11 protein-coding genes are annotated in these 15,710 nt (G+C 35.7%); 5 read left to right on the plus strand and 6 right to left on the minus strand.

What is annotated here, in order from left to right; genetic code table 11:
* Positions 1-110: 110 nt before the first annotated feature.
* Positions 111-3,134 (minus strand): AAA family ATPase, encoded by a 3,024-nt coding sequence (locus tag BM201_RS09425; RefSeq protein WP_092541961.1) that lies wholly within the window; start codon positions 3,132-3,134, stop codon positions 111-113.
* Position 3,135: 1 nt separating this feature from the next.
* Complete coding sequence (locus BM201_RS09430; protein WP_092541963.1) at positions 3,136-4,359, minus strand: exonuclease SbcCD subunit D C-terminal domain-containing protein; 1,224 nt, start codon at positions 4,357-4,359, stop codon at positions 3,136-3,138.
* A gap of 328 nt (positions 4,360-4,687) precedes the next feature.
* Between BM201_RS09430 and serA the strand changes: the two genes are divergently transcribed.
* On the plus strand, positions 4,688-6,580 hold the full coding sequence (gene serA / locus BM201_RS09435) for a phosphoglycerate dehydrogenase (RefSeq protein WP_092541965.1): 1,893 nt from the start codon (positions 4,688-4,690) through the stop codon (positions 6,578-6,580).
* A gap of 89 nt (positions 6,581-6,669) precedes the next feature.
* Here serA and BM201_RS09440 read toward each other — a convergent pair whose 3' ends face one another.
* Entirely contained in the window at positions 6,670-7,611 is a 942-nt protein-coding gene (locus BM201_RS09440) for an oxidoreductase (RefSeq protein WP_092541967.1), read from the minus strand.
* A gap of 473 nt (positions 7,612-8,084) precedes the next feature.
* Between BM201_RS09440 and BM201_RS09445 the strand changes: the two genes are divergently transcribed.
* The gene (locus BM201_RS09445) at positions 8,085-8,996 is read left to right on the plus strand and encodes a L,D-transpeptidase (protein ID WP_092541969.1); all 912 of its coding nucleotides are present in this window, start codon (positions 8,085-8,087) and stop codon (positions 8,994-8,996) included.
* Between the two features lie 47 nt (positions 8,997-9,043).
* Positions 9,044-9,790, plus strand: coding sequence for a hypothetical protein (locus BM201_RS09450; RefSeq protein ID WP_092541971.1), 747 nt, complete (start codon positions 9,044-9,046; stop codon positions 9,788-9,790).
* Between the two features lie 72 nt (positions 9,791-9,862).
* Here the strand turns inward: BM201_RS09450 and BM201_RS09455 are convergent, their stop codons facing one another.
* Positions 9,863-10,654, minus strand: a complete 792-nt coding sequence (locus tag BM201_RS09455) for an HAD family hydrolase (RefSeq protein ID WP_092541973.1) — start codon at positions 10,652-10,654, stop codon at positions 9,863-9,865.
* Positions 10,655-10,863: 209 nt separating this feature from the next.
* Between BM201_RS09455 and BM201_RS09460 the strand changes: the two genes are divergently transcribed.
* Both BM201_RS09460 and BM201_RS09465 read left to right on the plus strand, forming a co-directional pair.
* Entirely contained in the window at positions 10,864-13,329 is a 2,466-nt protein-coding gene (locus BM201_RS09460; RefSeq protein WP_092541975.1) for a TonB-dependent receptor, read from the plus strand.
* A gap of 93 nt (positions 13,330-13,422) precedes the next feature.
* Positions 13,423-14,574 carry a PepSY-associated TM helix domain-containing protein gene (locus BM201_RS09465; RefSeq protein ID WP_092541977.1) on the plus strand — a complete coding sequence of 384 codons (1,152 nt, stop codon included), beginning with the start codon at positions 13,423-13,425 and terminating at the stop codon, positions 14,572-14,574.
* Here BM201_RS09465 and BM201_RS09470 read toward each other — a convergent pair.
* Positions 14,561-14,917: a phage holin family protein gene (locus tag BM201_RS09470; RefSeq protein WP_092541979.1), complete on the minus strand. Its 357-nt coding sequence runs from the start codon at positions 14,915-14,917 to the stop codon at positions 14,561-14,563. The genes BM201_RS09465 and BM201_RS09470 overlap by 14 nt on opposite strands.
* A gap of 73 nt (positions 14,918-14,990) precedes the next feature.
* Complete coding sequence (locus BM201_RS09475; protein ID WP_092541981.1) at positions 14,991-15,620, minus strand: SanA/YdcF family protein; 630 nt, start codon at positions 15,618-15,620, stop codon at positions 14,991-14,993.
* Between the last annotated feature and the right edge of the window lie 90 nt (positions 15,621-15,710).

Genomic DNA, 15,710 nt, shown 5'->3' on the forward strand with positions numbered 1-15,710 from the left:
TTTAGAACTTGTTAAGTTTAACTAAATATATTATTAAATTATTAATTTAACTATCTTAAAATGTTAAATTAACAACTAAAACCTTTTACGGATGCAAAATTATTAAAAAATCAACCTTTTATAGTGATCGAGCTATAACCTTGCCCATTTCTGGTAAGCATTACCTGCGTTGCAATTCGCTCCTTTAGAGAATCAACATGACTAATAATTCCGATGGTTTTCGACGATTCTGCCTGTAATTTTTCTAAAGTATCCAGTGTTTGATCTAAAGTTTCTGGGTCCAGCGTTCCAAAACCTTCGTCGATAAACAGACTATTGATCTCTACATTTTTAGAAGCCAGGTCAGATAATGCTAAGGCCATCGATAAACTTAAAATAAAAGTTTCACCACCAGAAAGTGTTTTTACCGAGCGTCGTTGCCCGCCCATATGCTCATCGATCGCCACTAAACCATCATCTTCTTCATCCTGTGGTTTGTCGATCACGTAACGATCACTAAGATCGGCCAGTCGTTTATTGGCTAAAGCAATAAGCTGGGTTAAAGTAAGATCCTGCGCAAATTCGTTGAATTTCCTTCCCGTTGCATCACCAATAAGTTCATTTAATAATCGCCAGCGCTTAATTTTTTGTTCTTTTTCGGCGATTCCCTCTCGAATTTTTTCCAGTTTTTGCAGGTTTTCTTTCTGGTTTTCTAACTGTCGATATAAAGCTTTACAGGTCTCATTAATTTCATTTAACTCCTGGCGCTTTTTGCCGAGTTGCTCTTGCAATTCTGCTGAGGTTTCTTCAATATCCAGCTTTTGCTTTTCCTCTAATTGCTTTTGCAGTAAATCAAACGACGTTTTTAGCTGAGCTAATTTTTGCTGAAGTTTTTCTCGCTGCTCCCTAAGCTGCAAATAGTCTATTTCTGGCAATAAATTTTCCTGCGCCTGTTGCAAAGTCTCGTAGCCTTTTTCTTTTAAAACCGAAGAAAGCTCTTGCTCCAAATTCGATAATTCTGAAGCTAATTTTTGAAGCCTGATCTTCAAATTTTCCAGCTGCTCATCCAAAGATTTTTTCTCCTGCTGTAAAGTGGTAAACTGGCGATGATACAAACGATTTTTATCGCCAATATCATCACCTTTATATAAGTTCTCCTGTTCAGCCTTTAATTTAAAAGCGTCACGCAGCAATTCTTGTGCTTTTTGTTGATCTGGTATCGTATTTTGGGCAATTTGAAGCTGTTTTTGCTCTTTTTCCCATTTTTCGATTACATCTATTTGCTCATTTAACGTTGCAATCTTTTGTTCCCAGCTTTTTTCAGATGCAAAATCGAAATCTCTGAATGTTGTTTTAAAAACAGCTCTTTTTTCTTCCAAAGTTGCCTTCCATTGCTGCTCTTCGTTTTCCAGTCTTTTTAATTGCTGCTGAAAACTCTCAAAATTTGCCTGAATTTTTGCCAAACGCGCCGAATTCGCCTGAAATTCTTTTTGTAGCAATCCAATTTTGTCTTCCAGATCATTGTCTTTTTCAGGTGCATGATCTGCAAAAGGATGATGTTTGGCGCCACAAAGCGGGCAAGGCTCATTATCACTTAAATTATGGCGCAAATCTTCTAATCTTGCCTCGAGTAACTGGTTTTTTTGATGTAATTGTAAATTTTCAAGGTCTTTTTGCTGAAATTTTACTTTAGTATCTACCTCTTTTATTTGCTGCGGAAGCGCTTCGCTTTGCTTTTCGATATTGGTTTTTTCTGAAGCAATTTTTTTTAATTCATTGTCGGCCTGATCGATCTTTTCATTCGCTTTTTGCGCTGCTCGCGTTTTTTCAGTTTGCTCCTTTAGCTGAAACTTTAAAGCTGCAGTATCGCTAAGATCAAAATTCGATAATTCAGCCTCATAATTTTTTATATGATTTGAAGCCGAATTGCCAATCGCCTGTAATTGTTTGATATTTTCATCTGGATTTTTACTGAAATCGATCGGTAGATCGGCAGTTTTCAGTTTAAATTCATCCATCAGTTTCTTGTATTCGCGGCCTTTTTCCTTTCGTTCTTCTTCAAATTGCTGAATCTTCGCAGTAAATTCATTCAGCTTCATTTCAAAATCATTTGCTGAAACTTCCGTTTTTACCAACTGCAAAACTTCAGTAAGTAATCCTGAAAATGCCTGCTTATTTTGCTCAATCTTGGCTTCTATTTCAGTAATTTCTTTCGCAATTTCGGCTTCGTTCTCTTTACCTTGTTTCCAGTTTCTCAGATCACCGGCATGCTCCTGTAAATTTTCGTGTGCGCTAAGGTTTTTACCGTTGTTCTCATTGAATTGCTTTAGACTTTCTTCAGCCTGAGTTTTTTCCGAAGCAACCTTGGTGATATTTTCCTGCTGATTTTTAATTTCCTGCTTTAGATCGACGAATTTCGATAAACGCTGAATCTCTTTTTCCAGTGGTTCGCATGCGGCTTGTTGCGTCTCGTAGTCTTTGGAAATTTTAGCATGATCGTCGTTATTCAGCAATGATTTTTGAATGATCTCGATTTCCTGCTGCTGTTGTAAAATTTCTTTACCGGCTTCTTTATTCTTTTCGTACGCTTTTTTCCCGAGTTCCCTATAAATTCCCGTTCCGGTGATTTTTTCTAATAACTCGCCACGCTCTGCTTTATTGACTTTTAAAAATTGTGCAAATTCACCCTGAGCCAGCAAAACCGCTTTGATAAACTGATTATAATTTAAACCGATCAAAGTTTCGTTTTTCGCCGGAACATCAGACTTTTTAAGATCGATCAATTTATCGGTCGCCAAATCTGCAATTTCCATTTCGTAATCACGAAGATTATCATTTCTATTGGTCGAAATGGACCATTTTGAAGCATAATTTCCCGACTTACAACTGTAAGTTACCTGCGCAAAAGCTTCTTTTTGATTACGGGTAAGAATCGCACCTTTTGCGATAATTTCGTTTTTGGTGATTTTCCCCAATCTTGGCACGTGGTTAAAAAGTGCCAGGCAAATCACATCTAAAATCGTACTTTTTCCACTTCCGGTTGGGCCGGTGATGGCAAAAAGTGAACTGGCAGAAAATGGTTTGTCGGTAAAATCGATTAGCTGCGGCCCGCGAAGCGAATTGATATTTTCGAATTCAATTTTTAATATTTTCATGCTAGTTTGCAGAGTTTTCAGATTGGTGAATTTCTTCTAAAATTTCGTTGAAAGCGCTCCAAATTTCATTTTTGGTATCTTCTTCATAATCGTGTGCGCTAACTAATTCAGCAAAAACATCGGTAGGTTTTAGATCTTCCAGCTGTTGTGATTCTGCATATAACTCGGCTGTTCCCTTCAACTTATTTTTAAATTGTGCACGCTGCTTTACAATTTCGTATCCTGGTGTTTTAAAATTATTTACCAAAACATCGAGCGCATAGATCTTTTGGGCGTCATATTGTTCTTCGATCAAATCGACTTCAATTAAATAATCCAAATGATCGTGATCTTCCAGCGTATTAAATTTTAATTCAATATCGTTAAGATCGCCAGTAATTTTAAGCAGTTTTCTAAAGTGAGGAACGGCTACACTTTTAGGTTCCCAGGAAATTTCAGAATCTAGAATGAGAATTCGTTTATCATCCTTGCGTTCGCTAAACGAAAGCGGAATAGGAGAGCCGCTATAAAAAACCGGAATTTCTGCGGAAACGCGTTGCGGTTTATGAATATGACCTAAAGCCACGTATTTGAAAAAATCGCCAAATTGAGAAGCATTAAAAGCCGCCTGATTTCCAATCTGGATGTCACGTTCACTCTCTGAAGTTTCGATGCCGGCAGCAAATAAATGTCCCATGGCTATGGCCGGAACTTCGGGAAATTGATTTTTGCAGATTTCAGCTGCCTTTTCAAAAGTATGCTGAATTCCGTTTCTAATCGCTTCAATTCGGTCTTCGTAAGTAATACCTTCGTTAGCAGTTCTTAGATCGGCATCCCGCAAAAACGGAATAGCGGCGATAACCAGTTCAACTTTATTTTCAGCATTAAAAACAGGGATTATAGTTTCTTCAAGTTTTTCTGGTAAACCACCAATAATTGTAATATCGAGTTCGCGTAAAATTTCTTTTGGTGCATCCAGCATTGCCGGCGAATCATGATTCCCTCCGGTAGCAATGATCTTACAATCTAGTTTTTGCAGTTTTATAAGCGACTGATAATACTGTTTGCGGGCATCAGACGAGGGATTGGCCAAATCGAAAACATCTCCCGAGATCAATAAAAGATCTATTTTTTCTTCGGAAATTACTTGGCAAAGCCAATCGATAAATAATTCAAAATCGGCAAAAAGATCATGTTTATGCAGTTTTTTACCAATGTGCCAATCGGCGGTATGAAGAATTTTCATGCTGAAGTTTTGGTTTAAAGAAGAAAATTAGGCGAACAACGGCAAAGGTATTCAAATAAAAATCCTTTTTAAATTCTACTAATACGATTTAGTCTAAATTCAGTAAAAATAATTTCAAGTTTAAAATTATTGGATTTTGAACAAAAACCTTTAAACCTTGCTTTTTATCTACAAAAAAACGGCAGGCAGAATAAAAAATAGAGACTTTCTAAAAAGCTTTGATTGCTTGTAATTTAAGTTTGATTTTTGCGAATTTAAGAGCGATAAACTCTAGTAAAAATAGTAGTTTTGGAGAACTCAATATTAAAAAGGGTAACGATACGAACTAATGGAAACTAAGAGGAATTACGTAATTGATTTCGACAGTACTTTTACTCAGGTAGAAGCTTTAGATGTTTTGGGAGAGATTTCCCTGGCAGATGCAAAAGATAAAGAGGCTAAGTTAGAAGAGCTAAAATCCTTAACCGATCGTGGAATGGAAGGAAAGCTGGCATTTAGAGACTCGTTAAGAGAGCGTCTTGATATCTTAGAAGCTGAAGAAAAACATCTTGAACCACTTATCGAAAATCTAAAAACTCGAATTTCTAAATCCTTTAGACGTAACGAAGAATTCTTTAGAGAAAACAGGGACAATATTTATATAATGTCTAATGGTTTTAAAGAATTTATTATTCCTATTGTAGCAGAATTAGGTATTAAAGCAGAGCATGTTTTTGCAAACGATTTTGTGTTTGATGAAAACCGCAAAATTGTTGGTTTTAATACAGATAATGTGCTTAGTAGCAATAACGGAAAAGTAAAACAATTACAATCACTAGATCTACAGGGCGATGTTTATGTGATAGGTGATGGCTATACAGATTATGAGATCAAAGCAGCCGGACTTGCCAATAAATTTTACGCCTTTACCGAAAATGTGGAGCGAGATAAGGTTACAGAGAAAGCCGATCACATCACTCCTAGTTTCGATGAATTTTTATATCTCCATAAAATGAATAAAGCGATTTCGTATCCAAAAAACCGAATTAAAGTTTTACTTCTTGAAAATGTGCATGCAGATGCTTTAAAGATTATGAAAGAAGAAGGCTATAATGTACAAACCGTAGCCGGTGCTTTGGACGAAGAAGAATTAAGTGAACAAATTAAAGATGTTCATGTTTTAGGAATTCGTTCTAAAACGCAGTTAACGAAGAAAGTATTAGAGAATGCTAATCGTTTAATGGCAGTTGGTGCTTTTTGCATTGGGACTAATCAAATCGACCTTGAAGCCTGTTTAGATAAAGGTGTGGCAGTATTTAATGCGCCGTTTAGTAACACGCGATCTGTAGTAGAATTGGCGATAGGAGAAATTATTTTCCTAATGCGTAACCTATCAGACCGTATTGCTGAAATGCATAAAGGTATTTGGAATAAATCGGCTACCGGAAGTTTTGAAGTCCGCGGTAAAAAACTGGGAATTGTTGGTTACGGTAACATTGGAGCACAACTTTCTGTAATGGCAGAAAGTATGGGATTTGATGTTTACTATTATGACCTTGTAGAGCGCTTAGCTTTAGGTAATGCTACAAAATGCAGTTCTTTAGATGAGCTTTTACAAACTGTAGATATTGTAACATTCCACGTAGACGGAAGAAAAGAGAATAAGAATATCATTGGAGATCGTGAACTTTCTTTAATGAAAGACGGTTCTTATTTATTGAATTTAAGCCGTGGATCTGTAATCGATATTGAAGCTTTACATAAACATATTTCTTCAGGAAAAATAAAAGGAGCAGGGGTAGATGTTTTCCCAAAAGAGCCAAAAACAAACCAGGAAGAATTTGTTTCTAAGTTAAAAGGATTGCCAAACGTAATTCTTACTCCGCATATTGGAGGAAGTACAGAAGAAGCCCAGGAAAATATCGGGAATTTTGTTCCGGGTAAAATTATAGAATATATAAATACGGGAGGAACTACAAACAGTGTGAACTTCCCTAATTTACAGTTGCCAAGATTAGAAAATGCACACAGGTTAATTCATATTCACCATAATAAACCTGGTATTATTGCGCATATCAACAGGATTTTGGCAGCAAACGACATCAATGTAGTTGGGCAACATCTTAAGACCAACGAAACCATTGGTTATGTGATCACCGATATTAATAAGAAATATGATAACGATGTGATCAAAGAATTAAAAGGGATAGAAGGAACGATACGTTTTAGAGTTCTTTACTAGACTTTTCTTTTTATTATATGTGAGCAAAAAGCAGCATCTTTCGATGCTGCTTTTTAGTTTTTGAGTGTTTTATATTTTAAAATAAGTGCTTACGAGGCCTGAGCTTTTGGTTCATCGTTATTTTTGAAATATTTAAAATTCACTATTTCTTCTGAGAGCTTCCACAGTTTTTTAGCCTTATGTTTATCCTTCGAATTATAATCTGAATCTACGATAACAGGATGTCCTTTATATTGTTTTTTCCCTGAAGGGCCAATATATTCTGCACCATTTAGTGTGTCGTCCAGGCATGCACGTAAAGTTGGAAGAGCGCCTTTTTCAGCAGATTGTGAAAAGAAAGGCATAAGAACAGGCGATAAGAATTTAGCCCACTTCGGCAGGTTTCTCATCAGGTTAGTCTTAGAAACTCCGGGATGTGCTGCATAAGAATGCATATCGTAACCTTTTTTAACCAGTTTCTTATCTAAATGATAGGCAAAAATCAAACAGGCCAGTTTGCTTTGTGCATAAAACTGTCTCCTGTCGTATCCTTTTTCAGCATTAAGATTGTCAAAATGAATATCGCCCCAACGATGTGCAAGACTGCTTAAACTAACTACACGAGATCTAAAAGATTTTTCTAATACCGGGATTAAAAGACCGGTAAGTAAGAAATGCCCAAAATAGTTGGCTGCCATTTGTAATTCTAAACCATCTTCGGTTTTTTGAAAAGGCGTCATCATTACACCGGCATTGTTTACTAAAATATCAAGTTTATCGAATTTTGCTTTATAATCTTTCGCAAAAGATCGCACAGAAGAAAGGCTGGCAAGATCGATTTCCATAAGTTCTAATAGAGCTTCAGGAATACTTTGTAAAATCTTTTGCTTTGCGCTTTCTGCTTTGCTTAAATCACGACAGGCCATAATTACTTTTACACCAACACTGGCTAGACCTTTTGTGGTCTCGTAACCAATACCAACATTGGCACCCGTAACGATTGCAATTTTACCTTCCTTGTTTTTAGCTTTACTTAAAGACCAAAAGTTCATAGGGGAAATATTGTTTGAGGTTTTGATTTGAATTTTTTCGGTAAAGCATTTAAAAAATGCTATTTATTGTAGGGAATGGTCGGTTATAAAATTTAATTCTGGTCAAATTTCTTTTACAATTTTAGCATTGCGCAAGCAATATTTTAGGTCATTAGAATGTCATTTTTAATGGCATTCTGGCATAAATGTAAAACTCAAAAATGACTTATTTTGTTAAATAGGACATAATTCCGAATTCACGAATTTTCTGCCTTTCAAATTAAATTATATTCGACATAAGTAGCTTTAAATTAGCATTATCGTTGTATTAATTAAGTAGGAAAAGTTGTCTACAGTATTTTTCAATATTTTAATTAGATTTTATTCTTAATAAGAATTCAACAAATAATTAACTCGTTGTTAGTAGATTCAAGGAATGTTATCACCTAATTTTGCTGATTACTATTTAATCCACAAACTTAGGATTGAACTATATGATGACGAAAATCTACAAAAACACCACAATTTTAATATTACTAACCTGCGCTTTGGTTGCTTGTAATAAAAAAGAAGAACCAAAGGAACCTGTTAATATTCCGGTTAGCGTATTAGATACCATAAAGATAGATCCACCTTTAGATAGATTGGATGTAGTTTACAGTATCGATTCATTACGAACCAATACAGCTTTAGATAGTTTTAATAATCGATTTACAGAGGAGCAGCGTAAGATTATCTATGCATTAAATAGAATCGACAAACGTAAAGTTTGGGCCGGTAAGCCTTTAGTTATACCAGATTCTATAAGTGCAGATCTTATGGATTATAGTCCGTTTCCTAAAGAATTAGGGATGGTAGATACAATTCCAAAACTGGTTTTGATCTCGCAACGTGTGCAGGCATTTGGTTTGTATGAAAGCGGTAAGCTTATAAAATGGGGACCAGTTAGCAGCGGTAAACGTTCTACACCAACTCCTAATGGATTGCATTACGGAAATTACAAAGCTAAACGAAAGGTAAGTTCTGTAAATAAAGATTGGATTCTTCCTTACTATTTCAATTTTATGAATTTTGAAGGAGTGGGAACGCATCAATATAGCCTACCGGGGTATCCGGCGAGTCACGCTTGTGTAAGATTGTATATGGATGATGCTCATTTTATCTATGATTGGGCAAGTATGTGGAAGCTTGAAGGTACTAGCATCAGTGTAAACGGAACTCCTTTTATCGTGTATGGAGAATACGATTACGATAATAAAAAGCCCTGGTTGCAGCTAGCCGATAGTGTAGAGAGTAATGACTTTTTAGAAGAAGAAATTCAGGTTTTAAGAGATCATATCCAATCTTACCTTGATGATCCTAAAAATTTTATTACCGAAGAAACCCCTGAGGAGCCGTTAACCTAAACGCCAGATTTGATATCTTTTCTTATCTTTCGAGGAAAAGATATCTTATGAATTTTTCCAAACTTTTCGGTTTTGTATTTCTACTCGTTAGTTTTAGTAGTGTAGCACAAACAAATATTATGATTCGTGCTAAAGCCAAGGATGCGAAGTTTATAGGAACTTCGATTGGTGGAGCGAAGATTATCGTAAGAGATGCGCAAACTAAAGAAATTCTTGCTGAAGGAATTACCAAAGGAAGCACGGGGAATTCAGAAAAAATAATGAAGCAACCAAAAGAGCGCTACCAGGATCTTTCAGAAAATAATACCGCAGGATTTTTAGCGAAATTAGATGTTTCTACCCCAACTTTTATTGAAGTAGAAGCCTACGCACCAATCAATAAAAAACAGGCAATAGTAAAGTCTAGCACCCAACTTTGGGTGATTCCCGGGAAAGATATTATAGGAGACGGAGTAGTTCTTGAAATTCCCGGTTTTGTAGTCGATATTTTGAGTCCGCAAACGCATGAGCGCATTCCTGGAGAGATTTCTACGGAAATTAAAGCAAATATCGTGATGATGTGTGGCTGCCCGGTAGAAGAAGGTGGTTTATGGGATGCCAGTGGTTTTGAAATTAAAGCGGTAGTAGAAGCTGAAGGCTTTTTTAAAGAAGTAGAATTAAGTCAGACTGAAAAATCTAGTACATTTTTTGGGAATATCGATCTAAGCAAGGGAAATTATACGATTACCGTGTTTGCCTTCGATCCTAAAACGGGTAATAGCGGCTTAGATAAAACGAATATTGTTATAAACTAAAATATCCCGCAAAAGCGGGATAAAATATAGGTTGAAATTATACAATTTCGATACTTCTTTTTAGACGTATAATTAATCTACCAGTCCCATTTCTTTGATTGTTCTTACCACACCATTTTCATTATTATCGTATTTAGTAACATAGTTACTTACTTTAATAATTTCAGGGTGAGCGTTTTTCATGGCGTAGCTATACTTGGCATTTTGCATCATTTCAAGGTCATTTAAATAATCTCCAAAAACCATGGTTTCTTCAGGAGAAATATTTAACTCTTTTTGCACGCCTTTTATGGCATTCCCTTTATTGGCAGTGTTCGACATAATGTCGATAAATATTCTTGAAGCGATTGCTACCTTAAAATCTTCCTGAAATTTCTCGAATTTTGGGAATGTATTTTCTTCAACACCTTCAAAATTGCAAAGTGTAACTTTTAAAACCTTATCATCTACTTTTGTAAGATCGTCTACAACTTTTAGGCGTTTGTAATATTTACCAACTTCAGTAATAAATTCTTCATCGTCATTTTCAGCATAAGCCGAATTTACTCCGCATAAAACCAGGTTGCAATTTTCGGCCTCGCGCCCAAGTTTAACAAACTCGTTTGCCTGCTCGCGATCCATGGTGTTGGTGTAAAGTTCTTTATCCTTATGAACCACATAGCTCCCATTTTCAGCAAAAAACATCATGTGACCTTTAAGTTGTTCAAAATTTGAAACGAGATTGTAATATTGCCGCCCACTTGCTACAGAAAACATTATTCCTTTATCACGCAGCTTTCTTTCTACTTCCCAGAATTCTGGATGAATACGATGCTCACTATCAAGCAAGGTCCCATCCATATCTGTGATAATTAATTTGATCATAGACTATTTTTAAAAGCTTAAATATAGCGGTTTCTATGGAAAAACTTTCTAGTATAGAGTTAATTTATTGTTTCTTTAAGAAGCAAATTGATTATAAAATAGTTCTTATTTTTATTTAAAATAAATCTTAATTAGCTTTTGAAAACGATTATAGCTTTATACATTTGCGGCATTATTTAAAAAGAGTCTAAATAAATAGATCAGCAAAAATGTCGCAAAAACAACTACTACTATTTTTATCCTTATTTATTTCTTCTTTAGGATTTACTCAAAATTCTGGAACGCTTAAAGGACAGGTTGTAAATAGTGCCAATCAACCAATTTTTAATGTAAACGTTGCTTTAGAAGGAACCGCTAAAGGAACAGAAACTAATCAAAACGGATTTTACGAATTACGAAATGTACGACCGGGAACATATACGATCAAATTTTCTTATGTAGGGTATAAGTCTACTGAAATTAATGTTTCTGTAGAAGGTGGAGTAATTACAGATGTTGCGCCTGTAGTTTTAATAGGAAGTGAAGAACAGCTAGGTGAAGTTTTACTTAATGCTGAAAACAAAACGAACGAGTTTACCAAAAGCTCTAGTGTGTATGTTTCTAAATTACCACTTTCAAGAATGGAAAACTCGCAGGTTTACAATTCGATCACTGCAGATCTATTGCAAAGTCAAGTAGTGACCAATTTTGATGATGCCCTAAAAAACGCAGCCGGTATCACAAAATTATGGGAATCTACCGGTAGAGGATCAGATGGTGCAGGTTATTATTCATTAAGAGGTTTTGCCGTACAACCAAACTTAACCAATGGTTTACCGGCTTTAACCAATGGTAGTCCAGATCCACAAAACATCGAGGCAATCGAGGTGATTAAAGGTCCATCTGGAACTTTATTTGGAAGTTCTGTGGTTTCTTACGGTGGTTTAATAAACGTAGTTACTAAAAAGCCATATAATGATTTTGGAGGTAATGTTTCATATACTTCAGGAAGCTATGGTTTAAATAGATTAACTGCAGATGTAAATTTACCTTTAAGCGAAGGGGTAAATTTAAGAGTGAATTCGGCTTACCATACCCAGGAAAGTTTTCAGGATGCAGGGTTTAGAAAGTCATTTTTCTTCGCACCGTCTTTATCTTATCAGGTAAATGATCGTCTTTCTTTCTTGATTAACACTGAAATTTATCAAGTTGAAAGTACCAATCAAACCATGTTATTCTTAGATAGAGGAAGTGAATTGGTGGTTAATAACTTAGATGAATTAGGTTACGATAACAATCGTTCTTATACTTCAGATGATTTGGGAATCGAAAATCCTATGTACAGCATCCAGGCGCAGATGAATTACAAGTTATCTGATAGCTGGACGTCACAAACAGCAGTTTCTCAAAGTTCAGCAAAAGCAAGAGGATATTATTCATATTTATATGAGGGAACAGCTAACTTCATCGGTGATAACGCAGCTTACGGGACAGCTTTAGAAAGTGGGGTGGTTTTCGCAAGACAAATGAATCACCAAAACTCTACAACACTTACCACTGATATTCAACAAAACTTTATTGGAGATTTTGAAATTGGTGACATGAGAAACCGTATTGTTGCTGGTTTAGATTATTACAATCGAGAACTTAGAAATAGCGGAACTGGATATTTAAGAAATGGATTGATCTATATTGGTGATGCTAGTGCAGAAAATGTAAATGCCAGTGTTTTCGGGATTACAGATCCAGATGCTTATGTAGATCCAAGATACGATACCGGAATATTATCTGAGCCGGGAGTAGATGCACTTTTTGCAAATTCAGATATTACTCCTTCAATTTCAAGACAGGAAATTTATAGTGCTTATGTTTCAGATATCTTTAATCCTATAGAAGCATTATCGATCATGGCTAGTTTACGTGTGGATCGTTTTGAAAGTGAAAGCAACAGCCAAACGGCTTGGTCACCAAAATTCGGCGTGGTGTATCAACCAGTATTAGACAAGGTGTCGATTTTCGCTAATTATCAGGATGGTTTTAGTAATATAGCACCAATAGAAGTGATAGATGAGAATCAAAATTCTGTAAACTACGAATTCGATCCAGAGCATGCAACGCAGTTAGAAGGAGGGGTAAAACTTAACCTTCTAAACAACAAAGTAGCGGCTACCTTATCATATTACGATATTCAGGTAAGAAATACCGTGATGACCATCGCTCCTATGGTTTACAGTCAGGGTGGTGAATTATACAGCCGCGGATTCGAAGCCAGTATTACCGCGTCGCCTATAACCGGACTTAATATCAACGCGAATTACAGCTATAACGAAAGTGAACTTACCGAAGGAACTCCTGGAGATGATTTTCTAGGTCGCCGTCCAGAAAGTGCAGGGCCACAAAACCTTGCAAATCTTTGGGCAACTTATAAATTCTCTGGAAATGCTTTAGATGGTTTTGGTGCTGGTTTTGGTGGAAACTACGGAAGCGAAAATATGATCTTTAATAGAAATACAGCAGGTACATTTACTCTGGATGATTACACAGTTTTAAACGCTTCATTATTCTATCAAAGTGAAAAATTTGGAGTTACTCTAAAATTAAACAACCTAAACGACGAAGAATATTATAATGGATGGTCTACAATAAACCCACAAATTGGGCGAAACCTGTCGGCTAACTTCACTTATAAATTCTAAAAATATTAAACGTTATTCTAGTTAGTTTGTGTTTAAGTCGGATGCTGTTATGGTGTCCGGCTTTTCTTTTTACATTTGTTCAAATTTTTTAAAATGGCAGGTAAAAAAGCTCTAAAATCAATAATACATCAAATCCATTTATGGCTTGGATTAGCCTCTGGGATTGTTGTTTTTATTGTAGCTATTACCGGCTGTATTTTTACTTTTCATGACGAATTAAAAGATCTTTTTTACGATTATCGATTTGTAGAGGATCAATATTCGACATTTATAGCGCCTTCTTTTTTACTGAATAAAGCAAATGATCTTCAGCCAGATTTTGAAGCGACAATGGTGGTTTATAACGGATCGTCTCGACCCGCTACCGTTACTATTATTGAAGACGGAACCAATTTTTTACTGAATTTTGATCCTTACACCGGTGAACTGATCAAAAAAGTGAATCTGGAAACCGAATTCTTCACGATTATAGAAGAATTACACATGTATTTATTGCTTCCGCAGGAAATAGGAAAGCAAATTGTAGGGATTTCAAGCATCATTTTTGTGATCTTACTGTTAAGCGGATTCGTACTGTGGTGGCCTAAAAAAATAAAGTATCTAAAACAACGATTATCAGTAAAATGGAGTGCAAGATGGCGCAGAATCAATTACGATTGGCATAATGTTACTGGTTTTTATACTTCAGTTGTAGCCTTTATATTGGCGGTTACCGGCTTAGCTTTTGTATACGAGCCGGTGCACGATTCATTCTATTCTGTAGCAAATTTAGGAAAGCATTACGAATCAGATTTTTTTACTTCAGAAATAAAAAATACTGCTGAAAATGTCCAAAATCAGCAAAATGCGGTAGATCTGGTATTTCAGCAAACTTTAAATTTACATCCAGTAAGCGGAATGTACTTTGTTTGGAAACAAGATGAAAATTCGCCAATTATTACCGGCGCTTATCCCAAATCACTTCATTTTGATCATCAATCTAACTATCAATTTCATCCAAAAACAGGAGCGCTTTTACACCAATCTGGCTACGATACTAAAAGTGCAGGATTAAAGCTTCAGGAAATGACTTATGGTTTGCACAGTGGGCAATATTTTAGACTTCCGGGGAAAATTATTGCTTTTTTATGTAGCCTTTTTGTATCTGCTTTACCTATAACCGGTTTTTATATCTGGTATGGCCGAAAATTTAAAAAGGCTAAAAGAAAAGCTAAGCAAAAGCCGAAAATCGCTAAAAAAGCATAGCATCTAGAATACTTCCAAAAAGGGCTAAAATTACGGCAAGCCATAGTGAAGGTAAAAATCCTTCGGTTTTAAAACCACTGCTTAGTTGGTCTGCGATCTCGATAATTATGGCATAAGCAACGATTCTTGTTACAAATCCTAAACCTAAAAAGTAGAACATCCCTAAAGTAGCAATATTTAGAACGGCGGTTAATAGCCAGCTTAAAAAGAAGCTTAAAACACCGATAAGTAAGGAAACCAAAATGGCTGTCTTAAAGCTTTTAAGATGAACTTTATTAAGGAATTTTGCCGCGATCATTAGGATTACCGCATCGATTAAGATGTGTATAATTGCAGTTAACATGCTTTAATTTTTAGTTGGTTCCTGAAAAGTACAAAAACCACTAATTAAACTTACATTTTTAGAAAAAGCTTAACTAAAGCTGTTCATTGAGTACGCGTGGTTTAGTTTTAAAGATCACTTCGAATACTGCTTTGTAATTCGCCAGTTTTTCACGTTTCATGATCTTAGTTTCTATCTTGAATTCTCGCTCTTTTGCCTGAAAACCGTGATAATCTAAATTTAGATGTTTGGCAATAAACATAGCTCTTGGTAAATGAAAAGCCTGAGTGATCACAATAGCATCGGTTATTTTAAATACTTTAGAAGCTCTATACATGCTATCATATGTATCGAAACCCGCATGATCTAAAATTAATTTGTTTTTTGGAATACCATGCTTGGTCAGATAATTTGCGATTGCATCGACTTCGTTATAATTATCGCTGCCATGGTCACCGCTAATCAAAATTTCTTCAACTTTATCGTTTTCAAAAAGATCGATAGCGCTATCTACACGATCCTGTAAAATAGGGGAGAGCTGCCCATCGCTGTAAACGCTGGCACCCAAAACAATGGCAGTTTTAGCCTGGGGAACAGTATTTACTTCAGCATAAATACGGTTAGAAGTATCCTGTTCTATAAAAGCTTCTAATCCTAACGTGATCAATATCCCAATAACGATTAGGATAAGCGTGTAAAGGATCGATTTCTTAAGAAGCCGCATGCACTCTTTTCTTTTTCATTTTAATTTCGAAGATAACTAATAAAACTCGATGATTTAGCTATTTCTCTAGATTAACGTTACGATTCCTAG

Source organism: Zunongwangia mangrovi (assembly GCF_900112105.1).
Classification (GTDB): Bacteria; Bacteroidota; Bacteroidia; order Flavobacteriales; family Flavobacteriaceae; genus Zunongwangia; species Zunongwangia mangrovi.

Coding starts and splice junctions, on each gene's coding strand:
- BM201_RS09430 (WP_092541963.1), bottom strand. CDS start 4,359: ATGAAAATTCTTCATACCGCCGATTGGCACATTGGTAAAAAACTGCAT.
- serA (WP_092541965.1), top strand. CDS start 4,688: ATGGAAACTAAGAGGAATTACGTAATTGATTTCGACAGTACTTTTACT.
- BM201_RS09445 (WP_092541969.1), top strand. CDS start 8,085: ATGATGACGAAAATCTACAAAAACACCACAATTTTAATATTACTAACC.
- BM201_RS09455 (WP_092541973.1), bottom strand. CDS start 10,654: ATGATCAAATTAATTATCACAGATATGGATGGGACCTTGCTTGATAGT.
- BM201_RS09470 (WP_092541979.1), bottom strand. CDS start 14,917: ATGTTAACTGCAATTATACACATCTTAATCGATGCGGTAATCCTAATG.
- BM201_RS09425 (WP_092541961.1), bottom strand. CDS start 3,134: ATGAAAATATTAAAAATTGAATTCGAAAATATCAATTCGCTTCGCGGG.
- BM201_RS09440 (WP_092541967.1), bottom strand. CDS start 7,611: ATGAACTTTTGGTCTTTAAGTAAAGCTAAAAACAAGGAAGGTAAAATT.
- BM201_RS09450 (WP_092541971.1), top strand. CDS start 9,044: ATGAATTTTTCCAAACTTTTCGGTTTTGTATTTCTACTCGTTAGTTTT.
- BM201_RS09460 (WP_092541975.1), top strand. CDS start 10,864: ATGTCGCAAAAACAACTACTACTATTTTTATCCTTATTTATTTCTTCT.
- BM201_RS09465 (WP_092541977.1), top strand. CDS start 13,423: ATGGCAGGTAAAAAAGCTCTAAAATCAATAATACATCAAATCCATTTA.
- BM201_RS09475 (WP_092541981.1), bottom strand. CDS start 15,620: ATGCGGCTTCTTAAGAAATCGATCCTTTACACGCTTATCCTAATCGTT.